The following is an 18,644-nucleotide window of genomic DNA, read 5'->3' as shown; positions in this document are numbered from 1 at the left end:
TAGTGATAAAAAACCTGTCGTCAGCTTAAAAAAGGGTGATTATGATGTCTAATATATTAATAATCTCAAATAAGACGTTTAACATATGAATATTGAGCTGCGTCACCTGCGCTACTTCATTGCCGTAGCCGAAGAATTGCATTTTGGCCGGGCGGCGTTGCGACTGAATATCTCTCAGCCACCCCTGAGCCAGCAGATTATTCAGCTGGAAAATGAGACCGGAGCTCGTCTGTTTAATCGCACTAACCGCAGCGTGCAGCTGACGGCTGCCGGACAGCAGCTGTTGCAGGATGCCCGCGCAATCCTGTTGCAGGTTGAACAGGCGTCAGATCGGGCGGCGCGGCTGCATCGCGGTGAAGAGGGCGAACTGCGCATCGGTTTTACCTCTTCGGCACCCTTTACCGCAGTGGTGTCAGATGCGCTCTACCAGTTCCGTCAGCGCTGGCCGCAGGTGCATATTCAGATGCAGGAGATCAATACCCGTCAGCAGCTGGCACCGCTTCATGATGGGCGGCTGGACCTCGGGGTGATGCGCAACACGCCGTTACCGGCGGATTTACGCCACCAGCTGCTGCTGAGCGAGCCGCTCTATGCGGTGGTGCACTGGGCCCATCCGCTGGCGACAGCAGAGAAAATCTCCGTTGCCGCGCTGGCGGCTGAGCCTTTTGTCTTTTTTGATCCCCAGGTCGGCACCGCGCTCTACAGTGAGATTCTGGCGCTGCTGCACCGTTATCAGATCAAACCCTACATCACCCAGGAAGTGGGTGAGGCGATGACTATTCTGGGACTGGTGGCGACCGGGTTAGGCGTGTCGATTTTGCCAGCCTCTTTTCGCCGGGCGCAGCTGGCGGATGTGGTCTGGCTGCCGCTGGAAGAGCGCGATGCCCTTTCCGAGCTGTGGCTGGTCTGGTCCGCAGAGCGCGAAATAAATGAACAAATGCGCCATATGATGGCGTTGCTGCAGCAAAATAAGGCGTAACTTCGGCCAGTCTCCACGACAATATGTGCGATAAATCACATTTCTAATCAAATATTTGACGCTGCCGCCTGATCTGCCTCACCATGACGCATGTTTATTTAGAAGCGCGAAAATAACCGGGAGCAGGGTTGTGAATCTGGACAGTCAACCTGGCCATATTGACCAAATTAAGCAAACCAATGCAGGCGTCGTTTACCGATTAATTGATCAATACGGTCCTATTTCGCGCATCGAACTTTCCCGACGCGCCCAGCTTGCGCCGGCCAGTATCACCAAGATCGTCCGTGAAATGCTGGATGCCCATCTGGTCCAGGAAACGGAGTTTCAGGAGCCAGGTAGCCGGGGTCGTCCGGCGATTGGGCTGATTCTGGATACCGATGCCTGGCACTATCTGGCGATTCGCCTTCATCGCGGTGCCATGACCTTTACCCTGCGTGACCTCAGCAGCCGCGAACTGGCAGAAGATACGCTGCCGCTGCCGGACGAAGCGGCGCAGCCGCTACTGACCGCGCTGATTGAACAGGTTGACGCCTTCTTTATTCGTCATCAGCAGAAGCTGGAACGCCTGACCGCCATCGCGGTCACCCTGCCGGGCTTAATTAACGCCGCCTCTGGCGTGGTGCATCGCCTGCCGGGCTATCAGGTGCGTGACATGCCGCTGGGTGACGCGCTGGCAGCCCGTACCGGCTTACCGGTGTTTGTGCAGCATGATATTTCCGCCTGGACGCTGGCCGAATCGCTGTTCGGTGCTTCTCGCGGCGCCGAAGATGTGATTCAGATTGTGATTGATGAAACGGTAGGGGCTGGCGTTATCAGCGGCGGTCAGCTGCTGCATAAACGCGGCCGGGCGCTGGTGGAGATCGGCCATACTCAGATCGATCCTTACGGTCAGCAGTGTTACTGCGGGAATCATGGCTGTCTTGAGACGGTCGCCAGCATCGGCAGTTTGCTGGCGCTGGCTGCTCAGCGTCTGCCGACCCAGCCCGACAGCCTGCTTAATCAGCAGCCGCTGACGCTGGCATCGCTCTGTGAGGCGGCCCAGGCGGGCGATCGGCTGGCACGCGATACCATCGCCAGCGTCGGGCATCATGTCGGGCGAATCCTGGCGATGATGGTCAATATCTTTAATCCGCAACAGATTCTTATTGGTTCGCCGCTGAATGCCGCGGCAGAGGTGCTGTTTCCGGCGGTCAGCAACACCATTCTGCAACAGTCTCTGCCGGCCTACAGTGCCGTTATCCAGCTGGCACCCACCGCCTTTAGCGAGCCAGGCACGCTGGGTGGCGCGGCGCTGATTAAGGACGCGCTCTATAGCGGTTACCTGTTAGTGAAGCTATTGCAAGGTTAAGCCAGACTAATCTTGCGCTAACGCAATCTGTTCTCATCAACCATTCCTTAAAATGCCGCTTATCCGCACGGTTAATCGTCGATTAGCCATTAACGGTTTAAGAGGAGAGTGGAGTGAAGAGACTATTTGTTACCGGCACCGATACCGCAGTGGGTAAAACCGTGGTGTCACGCGCCCTGTTACAAAGTTTTATCAAGGCAAACTTCAGTGCGGTCGGGTACAAACCCGTGGCGCGCTGCGCAGTGAAAACCGCTGACGGCCTGCGCAATAAAGATGCGCAGGTGCTGCAAAGCGCGTCCTCTGTGGCATTGCCGTATCAGGCCATCAATCCGCTGCTGTTTGAAGAGCAGGAAATCTCAACCCACAACGGCCCGATTATTGATTATGACGCTCTGACTCAGGGCTTAACGAACCTGACGCAGCAGGCGGACCGGGTGGTGGTCGAAGGCACCGGTGGCTGGCGTAGCCTGATGAACGATGCGCGGCCGCTCTCCTGCTGGGTCATCGAGCAGCAACTCCCGGTGGTGCTGGTGGTTGGCATCCAGCCGGGCTGCATCAGCCATGCGCTCTTAACGGCAGAGGCTATCCTGCAGGATGGATTACCGCTGGTTGGCTGGGTTGCTAACCGCATCAATCCGGGGCTGGCGCAGTACAGCGACATCATAGAAGTGCTGCGTGAAAAAATTCGTGCGCCACTGCTGGGTGAACTGCCTTATCTGCCGCGTGCAGAGCAGCGCGATCTGACGCCCTATATCGATATTTCACTGCTGGATCGGCCTGACCTGCACGCTGTGAGTGCAAAGATCGCCTGATCATGAAACAAAATGACTCATATCTGCCGGTAGTGAACGTAAAGTTGCAGGTTGATTACCGGCGTGTCACAAAAATATTATCTTAAATATTCAATCACCTGGCGGGAAAAGCGAGGTGAGGCTGACGTGATGGCGTAAAAAATGCATTAACTCCGCTAATAACTGTTGCCGGAGCACCATCATGTCGCAATCGCACGAGAAAGGTTTGTTGTACGGACTTGACGCCCGTATTGGTCCCGTCCCGGCGTTTTTCGCCGCCTTACAGCATCTGCTGGCCAGCGTCGTCGGGATCATCACGCCGCCGTTAATTATCGGTTCGGTGCTGGGTCTGCAGGCCTATATCCCTTATCTGATTAGCATGTCCCTGTTTGTTTCAGGCCTGGGGACATTCCTGCAGGCCAGGCGTTTTATGGGCGTTGGGGCGGGCATGATCTGCCTGCAGGGCACCAGCTTTGCCTTTCTTGGCGTGCTGATATCGGGCGGGCTGATGGTGAAAGCGCGCGGGGGATCGCCTGAAGAGATCCTGGCGATGCTGTTCGGCTGCAACCTGGTGGCGGCACTGATCCCGATTCTGATCAGCCGCTGCGTGGGTCAGTTACGAAAAGTGCTGACGCCGGTGGTGACCGGCACGGTGATTACTCTGATCGGTATCAGCCTGATTAAAGTCAGCATTACCGACTGGGCTGGCGGACACAACGCCCGCGATTTTGGCGCGCCGGGCAATCTGGCGCTGGGTGGGCTGACGCTGCTGGTGATTGTGGCGCTGAACCGTTCGCGCAACCGCTGGGCGCGCCTGATTGCGGTCGTGACCGGTATTGTGGTCGGCTGCATTGCAGCGGCATTAACCGGCCATCTGCAGCTGAAAGCGCCTGACAGCAGCGACTGGCTGGTGCTGCCCGCCTTGTTTAAGTTTGGCTTTGCCTTTGACTGGACCCTTTTCCTGCCGATTGCGCTGGTCTCGGTCATTGCCGTGATTGAGGCGGTAGGGGATCTCACAGCGAATTGCCTGATTTCACAACAGCCCATCAGCGGCGCGGCGTTTCAGCAGCGGCTGCAGGGCGGTATCGTCGCCGACGGCCTGAGCTGCGTGCTGGCTGCGATCTTCTCGGCCTTTCCCAACACCACCTTTGCGCAAAACAATGGCGTGATCCAGATGACCGGTGTCGCCAGCCGTTATGTCGGGATGGTTCTGGGCATGATGCTGGCGCTGCTCGGCCTGTTCCCGGCGATTGGCTCACTGTTGCAGCAAATCCCGCCGCCGGTACTGGGCGGGGCGACGATTGTCATGTTCGGCAGCGTGGTTGCGGCGGGCATCCGGGTGATGACGCAAACGCCATTAGGCCGTCGTGAGATGCTGATCGTGGCGGTGTCGTTTGGCGTCGGTCTGGGCGTTGAAGCGGTGCCGGAGGTGCTGAAGCAGCTTCCGCCACTGATCAATACCTTGTTTGGTCATGCGGTGACCACTGGCGGACTGCTGGCGATCCTGCTGAATATGGTGCTGCCAGACGAGGCGCGTGCCGAAACGGCGTCAGAGGCGTCAGCGCTGAGCGGCAGCGAAGAACAGGCATAACCTTTTAACAGCACGCACTGAAGCTCAGAGCAGGTTGATGCCGCTCCGGGGCAGGCAATCCGCAGCGCTGTACAGAATGAAGGAAAGCCCGCAGCACGCGGGCGACAGGCGGGGCGGCACAGGATGTGCCATCCCCGGCGGTCCGTCAGACAGAGGAATAAAGTGAAGGTACCGCGCGATGACCGCCAGCCCCGGAGCGGCACCAGAGTGCGTTATCACCGGCGGTCCGTCAGACAGAGGAATAAAGTGAAGGTACCGCGCGATGACCGCCAGCCCCGGAGCGGCACCAGAGTGCGTTATCACCGGTTGCCTCACTGACGGGCATCAGGGCCGTGATGGCCCTTTTTTTATGACGGATTTTTCATTACGGATTCAGGCGGCGGCGGGTCCGGCCTGAACTGAGGTAGTCCGCGATATAATCCTGCGAAATTTCACCGCTGTAGCGGCCCTCTTCATCGACGATCGGCATCCAGACGGTATTGTGCTCATACAGTTTTGACAGCACCACGCGCAGGTTCTCTTCCGCTTTACCGGTCACCTTAAAGGTGTGCAGGCGTTCTTCACAGCGGCCGCTGGCGTGACGCGCTTCACGTCGCTTCACAAAGCCGAGCGGTTTGCCATCCTCATCCACCACGGTGATCGAGCGCATGTCATTCTCATCCATGGTGCCGAAAGCCTCTTCGAGCGGAGTGGAACGCCGGACGGTGATGGTCGGCTGCTGATCGGTCACGTCACCCGCCTGCACCAGCAGCAGGCGCTTTAGCGTCCGGTCCTGGCCGACAAAGGAGCCAACAAAATCATTGGCCGGCGTCGCCAGCAGCTCATCCGGACTGGCGCACTGCACGATTTTCCCCTGACCAAAGACCGCAATCCGGTCACCCAGCTTCAGCGCTTCGTCGATGTCATGGCTCACCAGCATCACGGTTTTCTTCAGCTGACGCTGCATATCGAGAAACTCGTTCTGGATCACTTCGCGGTTGATCGGGTCAACGGCACCAAAAGGCTCATCCATCAGCAGCACCGGTGGATCTGCCGCCAGCGCACGAATCACGCCGATACGCTGCTGCTGGCCGCCTGACATTTCACGCGGATAGCGATGCAGGAATTTGCTCGGGTCGAGCGCCACCATGCTCATCAGTTCGGTGGCCCGTTCCCGGCAGCGCTTCTTGTCCCAGCCCAGCATACGCGGCACCACGGTTATGTTCTCTTCGATTGTCATGTTCGGGAACAGACCGATCTGCTGGATCACGTAACCGATGTTGCGGCGCAGGGTGGTGGTATCCTGGTTACTGGTGTCTTCGCCATTAATCAGAATCCGGCCGCTGGTCGCCGGGATCAGCCGGTTAATCATCTTCAGGGTGGTGGTTTTGCCGCAGCCCGACGGTCCAAGCAATACGCACATCTCACCGGCAGGGACTTTCAGGCTGACATTATCCACGGCTTTCATGGTGGTGCCGTTTTTCTGGGTAAAGGTTTTCGTCAGGTTTTCCAGTGTAATCATTATCGAATTCCCTTAGGAGTCAGCGCCTGCTGCAAACGGTGCAGCAGCCAGTCAAGAACAATTGCCAGCAGGCAAATCATTAACGCCCCGGCGATTAACATACGAATATCACTGCCGCTGATGCCATCCAGCAGCAGCTGGCCCAGCCCACCGGCGCCAATCACCGCAGCGATCGCCATCACGCCGACGTTCATCACCACCGCGGTGCGGATGCCGCCAAAGATCACCGGCAGGGCCATCGGAATTTCCACCCAGCGTAACCGCTGCCAGAAGGTCATGCCGATGCCGCGACCGGCTTCACGCAGACCGCCGGGCAGGTTCTCCAGCGCGGTATGGGTGTTACGCACAATCGGCAGCAGCGAGTAGAGAAACACCGCAGTAATCGCTGGCAGCGCACCAATGCCCTGACCGATCAGCGAAAACAGCGGGATCATCAGGCCAAACAGCGCGATGGTCGGGATGGTCAGCACCACGGTCGCAATACCGAGGATCGGCGTCGCCAGCCAGCGCACCCGGACAATCAGAATGCCGAGCGGCACGCCAATCACAATTGCCAGCCCGACAGCGACCAGCACCAGCCAGGTGTGTTGCCAGCTCAGCGTCAGCAGGCTGCTCCAGTTATCCATGATGTAGTGAAGGGTATCCACAGTGCCTCCTTACAGCATGTTTTTAGATTTAAGGAAATCACGCGCCACCTGTTCCGGTGACTGGTGATCGATATCGACCCGCTTGTTCATCTCGGTGATCGACTCATCGGTAATCAGCGGGGAGAGCTGGTTCAGCGCCGCTTCCAGGCCAGGATGGCTCTCCAGCACATCCTTACGCACCACCGGCGTGACGTTATAGCTCGGGAAGAAATGCTTATCATCCTCCAGCACTTTCAGGTCAAAGCCTTTCACCCGGCCGTCGGTGGTGTAGATCAGACCGGCATCGACGAAGCCATCGCGGATGGCGTTATAGACCAGGCCAGGGTCCATCTGGCGGATCTGCGGCCGATCCAGCGCCAGGTTGTAAGTCTTCTGCAGCGGCTTCATGCCGTCTGAGCGGCCGGAAAACTCCAGGTCCAGCCCCAGTCGCCAGTTATGGTCGGGATCGCGCTGGCGTACCTGTTCAATTTTTGCCACCAGTTGCGACATCGTGGTGATACCCTCTTTCTCCGCCCGCTGCCGGGTCATGGCGAAAGCATAGGTATTGTTCATCGGGGCGGGCTGAAGCCACACCAGGCCCAGTTTCGCATCGAGTTTTTTAACCGTGTCATAGGCCTGCTCTGACGACATCGGCTGGTTGATATGGTTAAAAATGATCAGTGAAGTCCCGGTGTACTCCCACGTCATATCGATCTGCTTATTCAGCAGCGCATTCCGGCCAATAGTGGTGGCGATATTGCGCTTTGGGATCACCTCAAAGCCTTTCTTCTGTAACCACAGCACCGTCATCGCCGACAGGATGTGCTGCTCGGTAAAGCTCTTGGTGGCCATCACCAGCGGGGCCGCCGCCTGGGCGGTCTGACTTAATGCCAGCGTCGCCAGCAGGGTCAGGGCACTCTTTTTTATCCAGCGCGTAAGCATCGCAAATTCCTTATTGTTATGCCGCAGCGTGCGGACTGAGAAAGCGGCCGAGCGCGGCCAGCAGCATATCCAGCACCAGCGCCACCAGCGCAGTCGCCGCCGCACCCAGGATCAGCGTCGGGAAGTCGTTGAGGTAGATGCCGGGAAAAATCAGTTCGCCGAAGCTGCTGGCACCAATCAGAAACGCCAGCGGCGCGGTACCCACATTGATGGCGGTGGCAATACGCACGCCCGCGAGGATAACCGGCAGCGCATCAGGCAGTTCGACCTGGCGCAAACGCTGCATTTTGGTCATACCAATGCCGTTGGCGGCTTCGATCAGTGAAGAAGGGACCGCACTCAGGCCGGAGAAAGTGTTACGTACGATAGGTAGCAGAGAGGCGAGAAACAGCGCAATCAGCGCTGGACGGTCGCCGATGCCGATAATCACCATCGCTAATGCCAGCACCGCCAGCGGCGGCAGCGTATTACCGACGTTAAAAATCTGCATCACATATTCGGCCCAGCGACGGGCGAAAGGGCGACTGAGAATGATGCCGCTGGGAATACCGACCAGCAGAGCAAACAGCATTGACCAGAAGACTAAAAACAGGTGTTGCTGGCCGAGATAGAGCAGATCAACTTTTCTGGCGACTAACTGGTCCCAGCCAAGGCCCCAGATTAGCGCGCCAATCACCGCGGCCACAGCCAGCAGTGCCAGACCAGCGCGGCGGGCCAGTGAAGCATTTTGCATAAGGGACTCTCCCTGATTACGATCTCAATTGTTATACCCATCACTAGCAGCCCGACAGAAGCAGCAAAACCCGCCGCCGCTTCCAATACCGAAACTGCGATAAAATGCACATCAAATGACTGTTTATCGACGATTTTTAACTGAACGCTGAAAAACAGGCTTTAATGCTATAGCAGCCCTAAGCGAGCCGCGCTAGCTTTAACGCCCTAAAGCAGTCGGTGAAAAACAGGTTAAAATAGTGTTAAGGCCGCGTGGTGATTGGGCTAACACATCAATGAAAATTTTTCATCGACTTTTGGTGACAACGTCACACATTGCGCCCGTGATGCGCACTGACGGGAAACTGCATTCACTCAATCTGCGCTAGTGTTGCAGCTTAAAAAAGGATCTCTATGACTGAAAGCGCACAGATTCAGACCGGGCACCGCCACTGGATTTTAATCGCCTGTATGCTGGCCATGTTTATGGCGGCGATTGAGGTCACCATTGTTGCCACCGCGATGCCGACCATTATTGCTGAACTGGGCGGCTTTTCGCAGTTTGGCTGGGTATTCTCCATCTATCTGCTGACGCAGGCGGTCAGCGTCCCGCTCTACGGACGACTGGCGGATATCTATGGCCGTAAGCGGATGTTTTTTATCGGCACCACGCTGTTCCTGATCGGCTCGGTGTTGTGTGGCTTTGCCCATACCATGACCTGGCTGATTCTGTTCCGCGCTTTTCAGGGACTGGGAGCCGGTGCCATCATGCCGCTCAGCTCAACTATCGTGGCGGACATCTACTCACCGCGTGAGCGCGCCAGCGTGCAGGGCTGGCTCTCCAGCGTCTGGGGCGTGGCCGCCATCGTCGGTCCGCTGACCGGCGCCTGGCTGGTACAGCACTTTAGCTGGTCGGTGATTTTCTGGGTCAATCTGCCAATAGGGCTGATCAGTATGCTGATGCTGGCGCGCTGGTTACCGGCGCATCAACAGGAGGCGCAGGCGCAGCCGCTGAACCTGGCGGGCAGTGGCTGGCTGATGCTGTGCGTCAGCGCACTGCTGGTTGCGCTACTGCAGGCTGAACAGCTGGGCTACTGGCTGATCCCGTTCCTGCTGTTTTCGCTGTTTGCTGGCTGGCGGCTCAAGCGCCACGAGCAGCAGGCTGACGCACCGTTGTTCCCACTGATTATCTGGCGCAGCCGGCTGATTATTGCCGGTAACGCCGGCAACCTGATCATCGGGGCCGCCATGATGGGGATCAGCGCTTTTCTGCCGACCTGGATTCAGGGGATCGGCGGCGGTTCGCCACTGCAGGCGGGCAGTGCGCTGGCGATGATGTCGATTGGCTGGCCGCTGGCCAGTACCCTGAGCGGCCGTCTGATGCTGCGCACCTCATACCGTTTCACCGCACAACTGGGCGCGCTGTTGCTGATTACCGGCAGTGGATTACTGCTGCTGTTGCAGCCTGACAGTTCGTTGTATCAGGCGGGCTTTACCGCGTTTGTCATCGGTACCGGTATGGGCATGACCAGCACCACCTTTCTGGTATCGGTACAGAATCAGGCGGATTACCAGATTCGCGGCATCTGTACCGCCTCGATTATGTTCAGCCGGATGATGGGTTCGGCGATTGGCACCGCCATCATGGGCGCGGTGCTGAACCTCAATCTGCAGTGGCGACTGCCGCAGGCGCAGGACCCGGTGCAGCAGATTATGGCGGATGAGAGTCGGCGTCAGCTGGCCCCGGAGACGCTACAGCAGATGGTGCAGGCGATTGCGAGCTCACTGCATTGGGTGTTTGTGGTGGCACTGGTGATAGCGCTGTTTGCGCTGGGCGTGGCGTGGATGATGCCGCGTCAGCGGCCGGAACATGCAGAATAGCGGAGCAGGGCGACAGGTCGTCGCCCTGGCAATTTACTGTGCGGGCGCGTCCTGTGAACTGCCGGCACTGTCTGGCACGCTGGCGTCATCGTCACGCCCCATGCGCTTGTAAACAATCTTTTGTGTGTCGTTCTCACAATGTCCCACCACCTGACCGCCAGCCTGATCAACCTGATCGTTGGCGACGATGTCGAGACTAAAACCCGATTCGGGCACACCGTTCTGAATAATTTTCTGGCTGATCTCGGTTTTTACCGATTCACAGGATGCCTGTGCCAGTACCGGCAGCGCAAACAACGTCGCGGTTAACAAAACCCTCTGTAGCTTCATCACGTATTCCTTATGTTAGTTGTCCGTCATTACTATAGCTGAAAATCAGGGTGCAATCGGTCGGCCGGAGCGGCGATCCAGACAACGCAGGGTATTCGGCTCCCAGTAGGCGTTGAGATTCAGGCTCTGCTCACACTTATCGCGGGTATCAAAAGCACGATCGGTCTTATCAAATTCCTTCTCGACGCGGCTGTTCACTTTGTTACGCAGCATCCGCGTGTCATTCCACTGCTCTTTATCCTGACGCGCCGCTTCATTACTGGCGGCGCTGCTGCCATCTTCAATGATCAGGCGATTGGTGGTAGCGCTGGCATTGAATGCTGCCGCTGACAGCAGGCTCACCAACAGGACCGGGATAAATTTTTTCATTGCGCTTTCCTTCAGTTAACGCAGACATCACCAATGGGAACGGCTGTTGCCGCGGGTAGCGTTAGTATATCATCGCCGTTTCTTTGCTCACCAGCCGTGAGTGGTTTGTTTACGTTTATGAGAGGTCGGGGTGCTGATTAAAACCGCCGTGCTGTTTTTTATCACCGCGCTGGCGGAAATCATCGGCTGCTTCCTGCCGTGGCTGTGGCTGAAAAAGGGCGGCTCCGTCTGGCTGCTGCTGCCCGCCGCCGCCAGCCTGGCGCTGTTTGTCTGGCTGTTGACGCTGCATCCTGCGGCCAGCGGACGGGTGTATGCCGCCTATGGCGGGGTTTACGTGCTGACTGCACTGCTGTGGTTACGGGTGGTCGATGGGGTGAAACTCAGCGCCTGGGACTGGAGCGGGGCGATCGTCGCCTTTATCGGTATGCTGATTATCGTGCTGGGCTGGGGACGCGGATAGGGCCAGCCGGTGCGGCTGGCCCTGAGGGTTACGGCTTGTGCACCTTGAGACCGGCCAGCGTCTGGCTGACGGGCATCATCTCAAGGGTATTGATGTTGACATGCTTAGGCAGCGTGGCGACCCAGTAGACCGCTTCGGTGACATCTTCCGGCGTTAAAGCGGTGGCGCCTTCATAGACCTGGCCCGCTTTATCATCGTCGCCCTTGAAGCGCACGTTAGAGAACTCGGTGCCGCCGACCAGTCCCGGCTCGATGTCGGTGACGCGCAGCGCCGTGCCGTGCAGATCGGTACGCAGATTCAGGCTGAACTGACGCACAAAGGCTTTGGTCGCGCCATAGACGTTGCCACCGGCATAAGGCCAGCTACCGGCGATTGAACCGATATTGATCACATGTCCAACGTTACGCTCCACCATCTGCGGTAGCAGGGCGCGCGTCATATAGACCAGCCCTTTGGTGTTGGTGTCGATCATGTTTTCCCAGTCTTCGACGTTGGCGCGGTGCGCGGGCTCAATCCCCAGCGCCAGACCGGCGTTATTCACCAGCACGTCGATGTCACGCCAGTCGGCAGGCAGCTGATTCACCGCCTCTTCAATTGCCGCGCGGTTCCGCACATCAAGCTGCACGGTATAGAGATGCTCGCCCAGCTCATCTTTCAGCGCTTTCAGCCGCTCGGCACGCCGTCCGCTGGCAATCACTTTGTGACCATTTGCGATAAAGCGACGGGTGATGCTTTCACCAAAACCGGCGGTTGCGCCGGTGACAAAAATAATCATCTCACTGTTCCTTATGCCATTTTCAGAGTCGATGGCTTCACCATAGCATTTCATTTCCGCTTGCGCCCGCCGAAAAACCGATCGGGTTGTAAAGGCATTTTACCGGCCCGCCAGCTGCGCTGTTTTGGGGCGCAATGCACACAAACGGGGCAGCGCAGGCGCGCATTCAGCCGCTTAAACCCGCCCGATTCGTGACGAGCTTGCCAGGCAACCGATTGCGATTGCAAAGCAATCGGTTGCGGGGCCCTATTGTCCTGCATCAGTTGCGCAACAAGCGCGATTTTATTTAACTCTTTGATAGTAAAAGTAAAAGCGGTGATTGCGATCTGGCACGGCAGTTGCAACAGGGTATTAAGGCAATCATCTGCATAATGAAAAGAAGGCCGCAGTGCTTTCAGAAAGGAAAAGTCATGTCACCAGCGACAGATACGGCGATACGCGCCAGTTTTTTTGACTTCACCTCGGTGGTGGACCAGCCCGACGGGCTGCTCTCTGCCGCGCGCTATCTGGAGGATGGCGTGTTGCGGCTGCGCGACGGACGCGTGGTGGGGTTAGCGCCGTGGGAGGCGTGCAGCGCCGCACTGGCGGGTCAGCCGGTCATTGACCTGCGCGGCAAGCTGATCGTACCGGGCTTCGTCGATACCCACATTCACTATCCGCAGACCGAAATGATCGGCGCGTTCGGCGAACAGCTGCTGGAGTGGCTCAACCACTATACGTTTCCGGTGGAGGCGCAGTATCACTGTCCGGACCACGCGGCCCGGATGTCGGCCTTTTTCCTGCATCAGCTGCTGTCGAATGGCACCACCAGCGCGCTGGTGTTTGGCACCGTGCATCCCCAGTCGGTTGAGGCGCTGTTCAGCGCGGCGGAAGCGCTGAACATGCGGCTGATTGCCGGCAAAGTGATGATGGATCGTAACGCGCCTGACAATCTGACCGAAACTCCGGAACAGAGTTATCAGCAGACCCGCGCGCTGATTGAGCGCTGGCACCAGCGCGGACGACTGAGCTACGCGCTGACGCCGCGTTTCGCCCCGACCTCCTCGCCACAGCTGCTGGAAAAAGTGCAGCAACTGCGGCAGGAGTTCCCGGATACCTGGCTGCATACTCATCTGAGCGAAAATCCGCAGGAGGTCGCCTGGGTGAAGCAGCTGTTCCCGGAGCGCGCCGGCTACCTTGATGTCTACCATCACTATCAGCTCACCGGGCGTCGCAGCGTGTTTGCTCACTGCGTCCATCTCGACGACGGCGAATGGCAATGCCTGCACGACACCGATTCCACCATCGCTTTCTGCCCGACCTCAAACCTGTTTCTTGGCAGCGGGCTGTTTAACCTTAAACGCAGCTGGCAGCAGGGCGTTAAAGTCGGTATTGGCACCGATGTGGGCGCCGGCACCACCTTCAGCATGCTGCAAACGCTGGGCGAAGCCTACAAAGTGGGCCAGTTGCAGCAGTATAAGCTGAGCGCCGCCGAAGCCTTTTATCACGCCACGCTGGGCGGCGCGCGGGCGCTGGATCTCGATCACGCCATTGGCAATTTCAATCCGGGTAAAGAGGCGGATTTTGTGGTGCTCGATCCGGCCGTTTCCGCCTTACAGACTTTGCGTATCGGCAACAGCAAAGATATCTGGGAAAAACTGTTTGTTCTGATGACGCTCGGCGATGACCGCAATATCGCCCAGACCTGGGTCAACGGGCGTCCGGTATGGCAGCGCGACGCGGGAGAGCAAGCGGCATGATCCAGTTCCTGTTAAATAATCAATTAGTTACCGAAGAGGCGTTAGATCCGAATCTGACGATACTTAACTATCTGCGCGGCCATCTGCGCCGCACCGGTACCAAAGAGGGCTGTGCCTCAGGTGACTGCGGTGCCTGTAGCGTCACGCTCGGTAAAGCGGTCAATGGCGCGATGCAGTATGAAACGGTCAATAGCTGCCTGACGCTGGTCTCCACGCTACAGGGCAAGCAGCTGATCACCGTCGAGGATCTGCGTCACGGCGGTGCTCTGCATCCGGCGCAGCAGGCGATGGTGGATTGCCACGGCTCGCAATGCGGCTTCTGCACGCCCGGCTTTGTGATGTCGCTGTTCAGTCTGCAAAAATCGGTCAGCGGCTGGGATCGCCATCAGGCGGAGAGTGCGCTGGCGGGCAATCTCTGTCGCTGTACCGGTTACCGGCCAATCATGGCGGCCGCGCAGCAGCTCTGTTCACAGCCGGTCAGCGACCCGTTCGATCACCATGCGGCCAGCGTGGCGCAACGGCTGACGGCACTGGCGAATCAGGAGATGCAGCAGCTCAGCGGCGACGGGCGGCACTGTTATCTGCCTAAAACCCCGGCCCAGCTGGCGCAGATCTATCTGGAACATCCTGAGGCGCGGCTGATTGCCGGTGGCACCGATCTGAGCCTCACCATCACCCAGCAGCATCAGCGCATACCGGTGCTGATCGCGCTGGAGCAGGTTGCGGCGCTGAAAGTGTGCAGTGAATTTGACGATCACTATCTGCTCGGTGCCAGCGCCTCTCTGCAGCAGGTTGCCGAATTTCTGACCGACCGGATTCCGGGCATCAGCGAAATGCTGCAACGTTTCGCGTCGTTACAGATCCGGCTGCAGGGTACGCTGGGCGGCAATATCGCCAACGCCTCGCCGATTGGTGATGCCTCACCGATGCTGCTGGCGCTGAACGCCACTCTGCTGCTGCAGCAGGGCGAGCAGCAACGGTTACTGCCGCTGGACCAGTTTTTCACCGGTTACCGGCAGACCAGACTGTTGCCGGGCGAGTTTATCCGGGCGATACGTATCGATAAAGTGACGGTGTCACCTGACTTTGTGGCCTGGAAAGTCTCTAAGCGGCTGGATGATGATATTTCAGCGGTGTTTGCGGCCTTTAACCTGGAGATTGAGCAGGGTCAGGTACGCGCGGCGCGCATCGCTTTTGGCGGCATGGCCGCGACGCCGAAACGGGCGACGCACTGCGAACAGGCCTTGCTGGATCAACCCTTTAACGCCGTGACGGTGTCACGCGCGGCCGCCGCGCTGGCGGAAGATTTCCAGCCGCTCTCCGATTTCCGCGCCAGCGCTGACTACCGCCTGCAGGTGGCGCGTAATCTGTTGCGGCGCTACTACCATCGCTACAACGGCGAATTAACCTGTATCGAGGTGGCCCGCTATGTCTCATAACCGTCCTGAACTGAGTGAAGAGGTGCGCAAAGCGCAGCATACCGCCGGCATCCAGAGCGGTGTTGGCCGCAGCAATAAACATGAAAGCGCGGAGATGCATGTCTCCGGCGAGGCGCGGTTTATTGACGACAAGCCTGAGCTGCCCGGTATGCTGCACCTCTGTCCGCGGCTGAGTGAACACGCTCATGCGCGCATAACCCGGATTGATGTTGAGCCGTGCTACGCCATTCCCGGCGTAGTCAGCGTGCTGACCTGGCAGGATGTGCCCGGCATCAATGATGTTGGTCCGCTGGAGCCGGGCGATCCGCTGCTGGCGCACGACAAAGTCGAATATATGGGTCAGATTGTGATTGCGGTGGCGGCCGATTCCCCGGACGCTGCCCGGCTGGGCGCTGCCGCTGCCGTGATTGAATATGAGGTGCTTGAACCGCTGCTGGATGTTGAACAGGCGCTGGCGCAGGGCAGCTTTGTGCAGGAGCCGCACGTTCATCGGCGCGGTGACGTTGATGCCGCGCTGGCACGCGCCCCGCATCGCATCAGCGGTTCCTTTCATATTGGCGGTCAGGAACACTTCTATCTGGAAACCCAGACGGCAATGGTCATTCCCGGCGAAGATCAGCAGCTGCAGGTCTTTTCCTCGACTCAGAATCCCACTGAAGTGCAGAAGCTGGTGGCGGAAGTGATGGGCATCAGCCTGAATCAGGTCACAATTGATATGCGGCGGATGGGCGGCGGATTTGGCGGCAAGGAGACCCAGGCGGCGGGCGTGGCCTGTCTCTGCGCCATCGTGGCGCGCCAGACTGGCCGGGCGGCGAAGATGCGGCTTTCCCGCCGCGACGACATGCGCATCACCGGCAAACGGCATCCGTTTTTTGTCCGTTACGAGGTCGGTGTTGAGGATGACGGGCTGTTATGTGGGGTGAAGATTGAGCTGGCGGGTAACTGCGGTTATTCACTCGATCTCAGTGGATCGATCGTCGATCGGGCGATGTTCCACGCCGACAACGCCTATTACCTCGGCGATGCGCTGATAACCGGCTATCGCTGCCGCACAAATACAGCCTCAAATACTGCCTATCGGGGTTTTGGCGGTCCGCAGGGCATGGTGGCGATTGAGCAGATCATGGATCACATCGCGCGGCACCGCGGCCTCGATCCGCTGGCGCTGCGCAAGCGCAATTACTACGGTAAGCAGGATCGCAATATCACCCATTATCATCAGCAGGTTGAGGATAATCTGCTGGACGAAATCACCGAACAGCTGGAACGGAGCAGTGATTATCAGGCGCGGCGGGCGGAGATTCAGGCGTTCAATGCCCGCAGCCCGCTGCTGAAACGCGGTCTGGCGCTGACGCCGGTTAAATTCGGCATCTCGTTTACCTCCAGCTTCCTTAACCAGGCGGGCGCGCTGATCCTGATCTACACCGACGGCACGGTGCAGCTCAACCACGGCGGCACCGAGATGGGTCAGGGGCTCAACACCAAAGTCATTCAGATCGTGGCTGAAGTGCTGCAGATTGAGGTCGATAAGATTCAGATCACCGCCACCGATACCGGCAAAGTGCCGAACACCTCGCCGACGGCGGCCTCCAGCGGGGCCGATCTCAACGGTAAGGCGGCGCAGAATGCGGCGGAGATCCTGCGTGAACGCATGACGCAGATGCTGTGTCAGCTGCATCAGTGTGAAGCATCGGCGGTCAGTTTCCGTAACGGCATTGTGCGCGCCGGGGAAAAACATTACACCTTCGCAGAAGTGGCGCAGCTGGCGTGGTTCAATCAGGTGCCGCTATCCGCCACCGGTTACTATCGTGTGCCGGGCATTCATTACGATCGACTGGCCGGGCGCGGTAAGCCCTTTTACTACTTCGCTTACGGCGCGGCCTGCTGTGAAGTGGTGATCGATACCTTAACTGGCGAATATCGTCTGTTGCGCGCTGACATCCTGCATGACGTGGGGGCCTCACTGAATCCGGCCATCGATATCGGTCAGGTCGAAGGCGGTTTTGTGCAGGGCGTCGGCTGGCTGACCTGTGAAGAGCTGGTGTGGAACCAGAAGGGGCAGTTGCTGACCGATGGGCCGGCCAGCTACAAAATTCCGGCCATCAGCGACGTGCCGGCAGATCTGCGGGTGACGCTGGTGGAGAACCGCAAAAATCCGCAGGATACGGTTTTCCACTCCAAAGCCGTCGGCGAGCCGCCCTTTATGCTGGGCATTGCGGCCTGGTGCGCGCTACAGGATGCGGTAGCCAGCGTGGCCGGTTATGCGCATCCTCCGCTGCTGGACGCGCCCGCCACGCCGGAACGGATACTGAACGCGGTGCTGCAGCTGGCAGGAGCCTGTGATGATCTACCATGACTGGATAAGCGTGCTGCACCAGCTGCGTGAAAAGCGCCAGAGCTGCGTGCTGATCACCGTGCTCAGTGAGCGCGGTTCAGTACCGCGCGACAGCGGCAGCAAGATGGTAGTCACGCTGCAGGAGAACTTTCTGACGATTGGCGGCGGCCAGCTTGAATTTCAGTGCATTGCCCAGGCGCGCGCTATGTTGCAGAGCGGAGCCCGCGCACCGCATACCGAGGAGTACAGCCTCGGCGCACGGCTGGGTCAGTGCTGCGGCGGCAAAACCACGCTGCTGTTTGAGCCGCTGTTGCAGTGTCAGCCTGAAATCCTGCTGTTCGGCGCCGGACATGTCGGCCAGGCGCTGGTTAATTTGCTGGCAACGTTACCCTGTCACATTCGCTGGATCGACAGCCGTCCCGGCCAGTTTGAGCGGGTGCCGCCAGGCGTGGTTACGCTGCAACCGGAAGACCCGCTCGACTGCGTGGCGCAGGCGGCTCCCGATAGCTATTTCATTATTATGACCCATCATCATCCGCTCGATTTCGAGCTGTGTGAGGCGGTGCTGAAACGCGGTGATTTTCGCTATGCGGGCGTGATTGGCTCGCAGACCAAAAGCCAGCGCTTCCGCTACCGGCTGGCGGGCAAGGGCGCGCAGGCCGATCGGCTGGCGAAATTGCGCTGTCCGATTGGCCTGCCGGACGTCAAAGGCAAGCTGCCCGCCGAGATCGCCGTAGCGATTGCCGGTGAAGTGATCAGCGTTTATCAGCAGCACCTGGCCTGAGTTGTTCAACTGCCCGCAACCTGCCAGGATAAGGCTTTGCGAT

The 18,644-nt window shown here is 58.5% G+C and carries 17 protein-coding genes; 10 read left to right on the top strand and 7 right to left on the bottom strand.

Features of this window, described 5'->3' with window-relative positions:
- Positions 1–85: 85 nt before the first annotated feature.
- The 4 genes from WFK59_RS05655 (at position 86) to WFK59_RS05640 (ending at position 4,709) form a co-directional block, all read left to right on the top strand.
- Positions 86–979: a LysR family transcriptional regulator gene (locus WFK59_RS05655; RefSeq protein WP_233984257.1), complete on the top strand. Its 894-nt coding sequence runs from the start codon at positions 86–88 to the stop codon at positions 977–979.
- A gap of 130 nt (positions 980–1,109) precedes the next feature.
- Positions 1,110–2,327, top strand: coding sequence for a sugar metabolism global transcriptional regulator Mlc (gene mlc / locus WFK59_RS05650; protein WP_233984258.1), 1,218 nt, complete (start codon positions 1,110–1,112; stop codon positions 2,325–2,327).
- 113 nt (positions 2,328–2,440) lie between these two features.
- A complete protein-coding gene (bioD, locus tag WFK59_RS05645) occupies positions 2,441–3,139 on the top strand; it encodes a dethiobiotin synthase (protein ID WP_233984259.1) in 699 nt (232 codons plus the stop codon).
- 181 nt (positions 3,140–3,320) lie between these two features.
- Positions 3,321–4,709, top strand: a complete 1,389-nt coding sequence (locus WFK59_RS05640) for a nucleobase:cation symporter-2 family protein (RefSeq protein WP_233984260.1) — start codon at positions 3,321–3,323, stop codon at positions 4,707–4,709.
- A 364-nt stretch (positions 4,710–5,073) separates the two neighbouring features.
- Here WFK59_RS05640 and osmV read toward each other — a convergent pair whose 3' ends face one another.
- Genes osmV through WFK59_RS05620 form a run of 4 tightly spaced genes read right to left on the bottom strand, consistent with a single transcriptional unit; the run spans position 5,074 to position 8,511 of the window.
- Complete coding sequence (gene osmV, locus WFK59_RS05635) at positions 5,074–6,210, bottom strand: osmoprotectant ABC transporter ATP-binding protein OsmV (RefSeq protein ID WP_336755252.1); 1,137 nt, start codon at positions 6,208–6,210, stop codon at positions 5,074–5,076.
- A complete protein-coding gene (gene osmW, locus WFK59_RS05630; protein ID WP_094119542.1) occupies positions 6,210–6,857 on the bottom strand; it encodes an osmoprotectant ABC transporter permease OsmW in 648 nt (215 codons plus the stop codon). The genes osmV and osmW overlap by 1 nt, the downstream gene beginning before the upstream one ends.
- 9 nt (positions 6,858–6,866) lie before the next feature.
- Positions 6,867–7,778, bottom strand: coding sequence for a glycine betaine ABC transporter substrate-binding protein (locus WFK59_RS05625; protein WP_233984262.1), 912 nt, complete (start codon positions 7,776–7,778; stop codon positions 6,867–6,869).
- Between the two features lie 16 nt (positions 7,779–7,794).
- Positions 7,795–8,511 (bottom strand): ABC transporter permease, encoded by a 717-nt coding sequence (locus WFK59_RS05620; RefSeq protein WP_233984263.1) that lies wholly within the window; start codon positions 8,509–8,511, stop codon positions 7,795–7,797.
- Between the two features lie 392 nt (positions 8,512–8,903).
- Between WFK59_RS05620 and WFK59_RS05615 the strand changes: the two genes are divergently transcribed.
- The gene (locus WFK59_RS05615; RefSeq protein ID WP_233984264.1) at positions 8,904–10,370 is read left to right on the top strand and encodes an MDR family MFS transporter; all 1,467 of its coding nucleotides are present in this window, start codon (positions 8,904–8,906) and stop codon (positions 10,368–10,370) included.
- A gap of 33 nt (positions 10,371–10,403) precedes the next feature.
- Here WFK59_RS05615 and WFK59_RS05610 read toward each other — a convergent pair whose 3' ends face one another.
- Both WFK59_RS05610 and WFK59_RS05605 read right to left on the bottom strand, forming a co-directional pair.
- Entirely contained in the window at positions 10,404–10,700 is a 297-nt protein-coding gene (locus tag WFK59_RS05610) for a DUF1161 domain-containing protein (protein WP_159859395.1), read from the bottom strand.
- A gap of 45 nt (positions 10,701–10,745) precedes the next feature.
- Positions 10,746–11,069, bottom strand: a complete 324-nt coding sequence (locus tag WFK59_RS05605) for a DUF1283 family protein (protein WP_233984265.1) — start codon at positions 11,067–11,069, stop codon at positions 10,746–10,748.
- A gap of 133 nt (positions 11,070–11,202) precedes the next feature.
- On the opposite strand from WFK59_RS05605, the gene WFK59_RS05600 reads away from it, so the two are divergent.
- Complete coding sequence (locus WFK59_RS05600; RefSeq protein WP_233988173.1) at positions 11,203–11,529, top strand: YnfA family protein; 327 nt, start codon at positions 11,203–11,205, stop codon at positions 11,527–11,529.
- Between the two features lie 28 nt (positions 11,530–11,557).
- Here the strand turns inward: WFK59_RS05600 and ydfG are convergent, their stop codons facing one another.
- Positions 11,558–12,304: a bifunctional NADP-dependent 3-hydroxy acid dehydrogenase/3-hydroxypropionate dehydrogenase YdfG gene (ydfG, locus tag WFK59_RS05595; protein ID WP_336755247.1), complete on the bottom strand. Its 747-nt coding sequence runs from the start codon at positions 12,302–12,304 to the stop codon at positions 11,558–11,560.
- Positions 12,305–12,714: 410 nt separating this feature from the next.
- Between ydfG and guaD the strand changes: the two genes are divergently transcribed.
- From guaD to xdhC, 4 genes are read left to right on the top strand one after another with little or no spacing between them, the layout of a single operon-like run.
- Entirely contained in the window at positions 12,715–14,043 is a 1,329-nt protein-coding gene (gene guaD, locus WFK59_RS05590) for a guanine deaminase (protein WP_233984267.1), read from the top strand.
- Positions 14,040–15,482, top strand: coding sequence for a xanthine dehydrogenase small subunit (xdhA, locus tag WFK59_RS05585; protein ID WP_233984268.1), 1,443 nt, complete (start codon positions 14,040–14,042; stop codon positions 15,480–15,482). The genes guaD and xdhA overlap by 4 nt, the downstream gene beginning before the upstream one ends.
- Positions 15,472–17,838 carry a xanthine dehydrogenase molybdopterin binding subunit gene (gene xdhB / locus WFK59_RS05580; RefSeq protein ID WP_336755245.1) on the top strand — a complete coding sequence of 789 codons (2,367 nt, stop codon included), beginning with the start codon at positions 15,472–15,474 and terminating at the stop codon, positions 17,836–17,838. The genes xdhA and xdhB overlap by 11 nt, the downstream gene beginning before the upstream one ends.
- Positions 17,825–18,601 carry a xanthine dehydrogenase accessory protein XdhC gene (xdhC, locus tag WFK59_RS05575; RefSeq protein WP_233984270.1) on the top strand — a complete coding sequence of 259 codons (777 nt, stop codon included), beginning with the start codon at positions 17,825–17,827 and terminating at the stop codon, positions 18,599–18,601. The genes xdhB and xdhC overlap by 14 nt, the downstream gene beginning before the upstream one ends.
- Positions 18,602–18,644: the final 43 nt, after the last annotated feature.

The sequence above is a fragment of the Pantoea sp. USHLN298 genome, assembly GCF_037149395.1.
GTDB classification, from domain to species: domain Bacteria; phylum Pseudomonadota; class Gammaproteobacteria; order Enterobacterales; family Enterobacteriaceae; genus Pantoea; species Pantoea astica.
The sequence above is the reverse complement of the archived record's forward strand: the minus strand, read 5'-3'. Positions and strand labels throughout refer to the sequence as shown.

Coding starts and splice junctions, on each gene's coding strand:
- guaD (WP_233984267.1), top strand. CDS start 12,715: ATGTCACCAGCGACAGATACGGCGATACGCGCCAGTTTTTTTGACTTC.
- WFK59_RS05615 (WP_233984264.1), top strand. CDS start 8,904: ATGACTGAAAGCGCACAGATTCAGACCGGGCACCGCCACTGGATTTTA.
- ydfG (WP_336755247.1), bottom strand. CDS start 12,304: ATGATTATTTTTGTCACCGGCGCAACCGCCGGTTTTGGTGAAAGCATC.
- xdhA (WP_233984268.1), top strand. CDS start 14,040: ATGATCCAGTTCCTGTTAAATAATCAATTAGTTACCGAAGAGGCGTTA.
- WFK59_RS05605 (WP_233984265.1), bottom strand. CDS start 11,069: ATGAAAAAATTTATCCCGGTCCTGTTGGTGAGCCTGCTGTCAGCGGCA.
- WFK59_RS05640 (WP_233984260.1), top strand. CDS start 3,321: ATGTCGCAATCGCACGAGAAAGGTTTGTTGTACGGACTTGACGCCCGT.
- osmV (WP_336755252.1), bottom strand. CDS start 6,210: ATGATTACACTGGAAAACCTGACGAAAACCTTTACCCAGAAAAACGGC.
- xdhB (WP_336755245.1), top strand. CDS start 15,472: ATGTCTCATAACCGTCCTGAACTGAGTGAAGAGGTGCGCAAAGCGCAG.
- WFK59_RS05625 (WP_233984262.1), bottom strand. CDS start 7,778: ATGCTTACGCGCTGGATAAAAAAGAGTGCCCTGACCCTGCTGGCGACG.
- WFK59_RS05655 (WP_233984257.1), top strand. CDS start 86: ATGAATATTGAGCTGCGTCACCTGCGCTACTTCATTGCCGTAGCCGAA.
- xdhC (WP_233984270.1), top strand. CDS start 17,825: ATGATCTACCATGACTGGATAAGCGTGCTGCACCAGCTGCGTGAAAAG.
- WFK59_RS05620 (WP_233984263.1), bottom strand. CDS start 8,511: ATGCAAAATGCTTCACTGGCCCGCCGCGCTGGTCTGGCACTGCTGGCT.
- WFK59_RS05610 (WP_159859395.1), bottom strand. CDS start 10,700: ATGAAGCTACAGAGGGTTTTGTTAACCGCGACGTTGTTTGCGCTGCCG.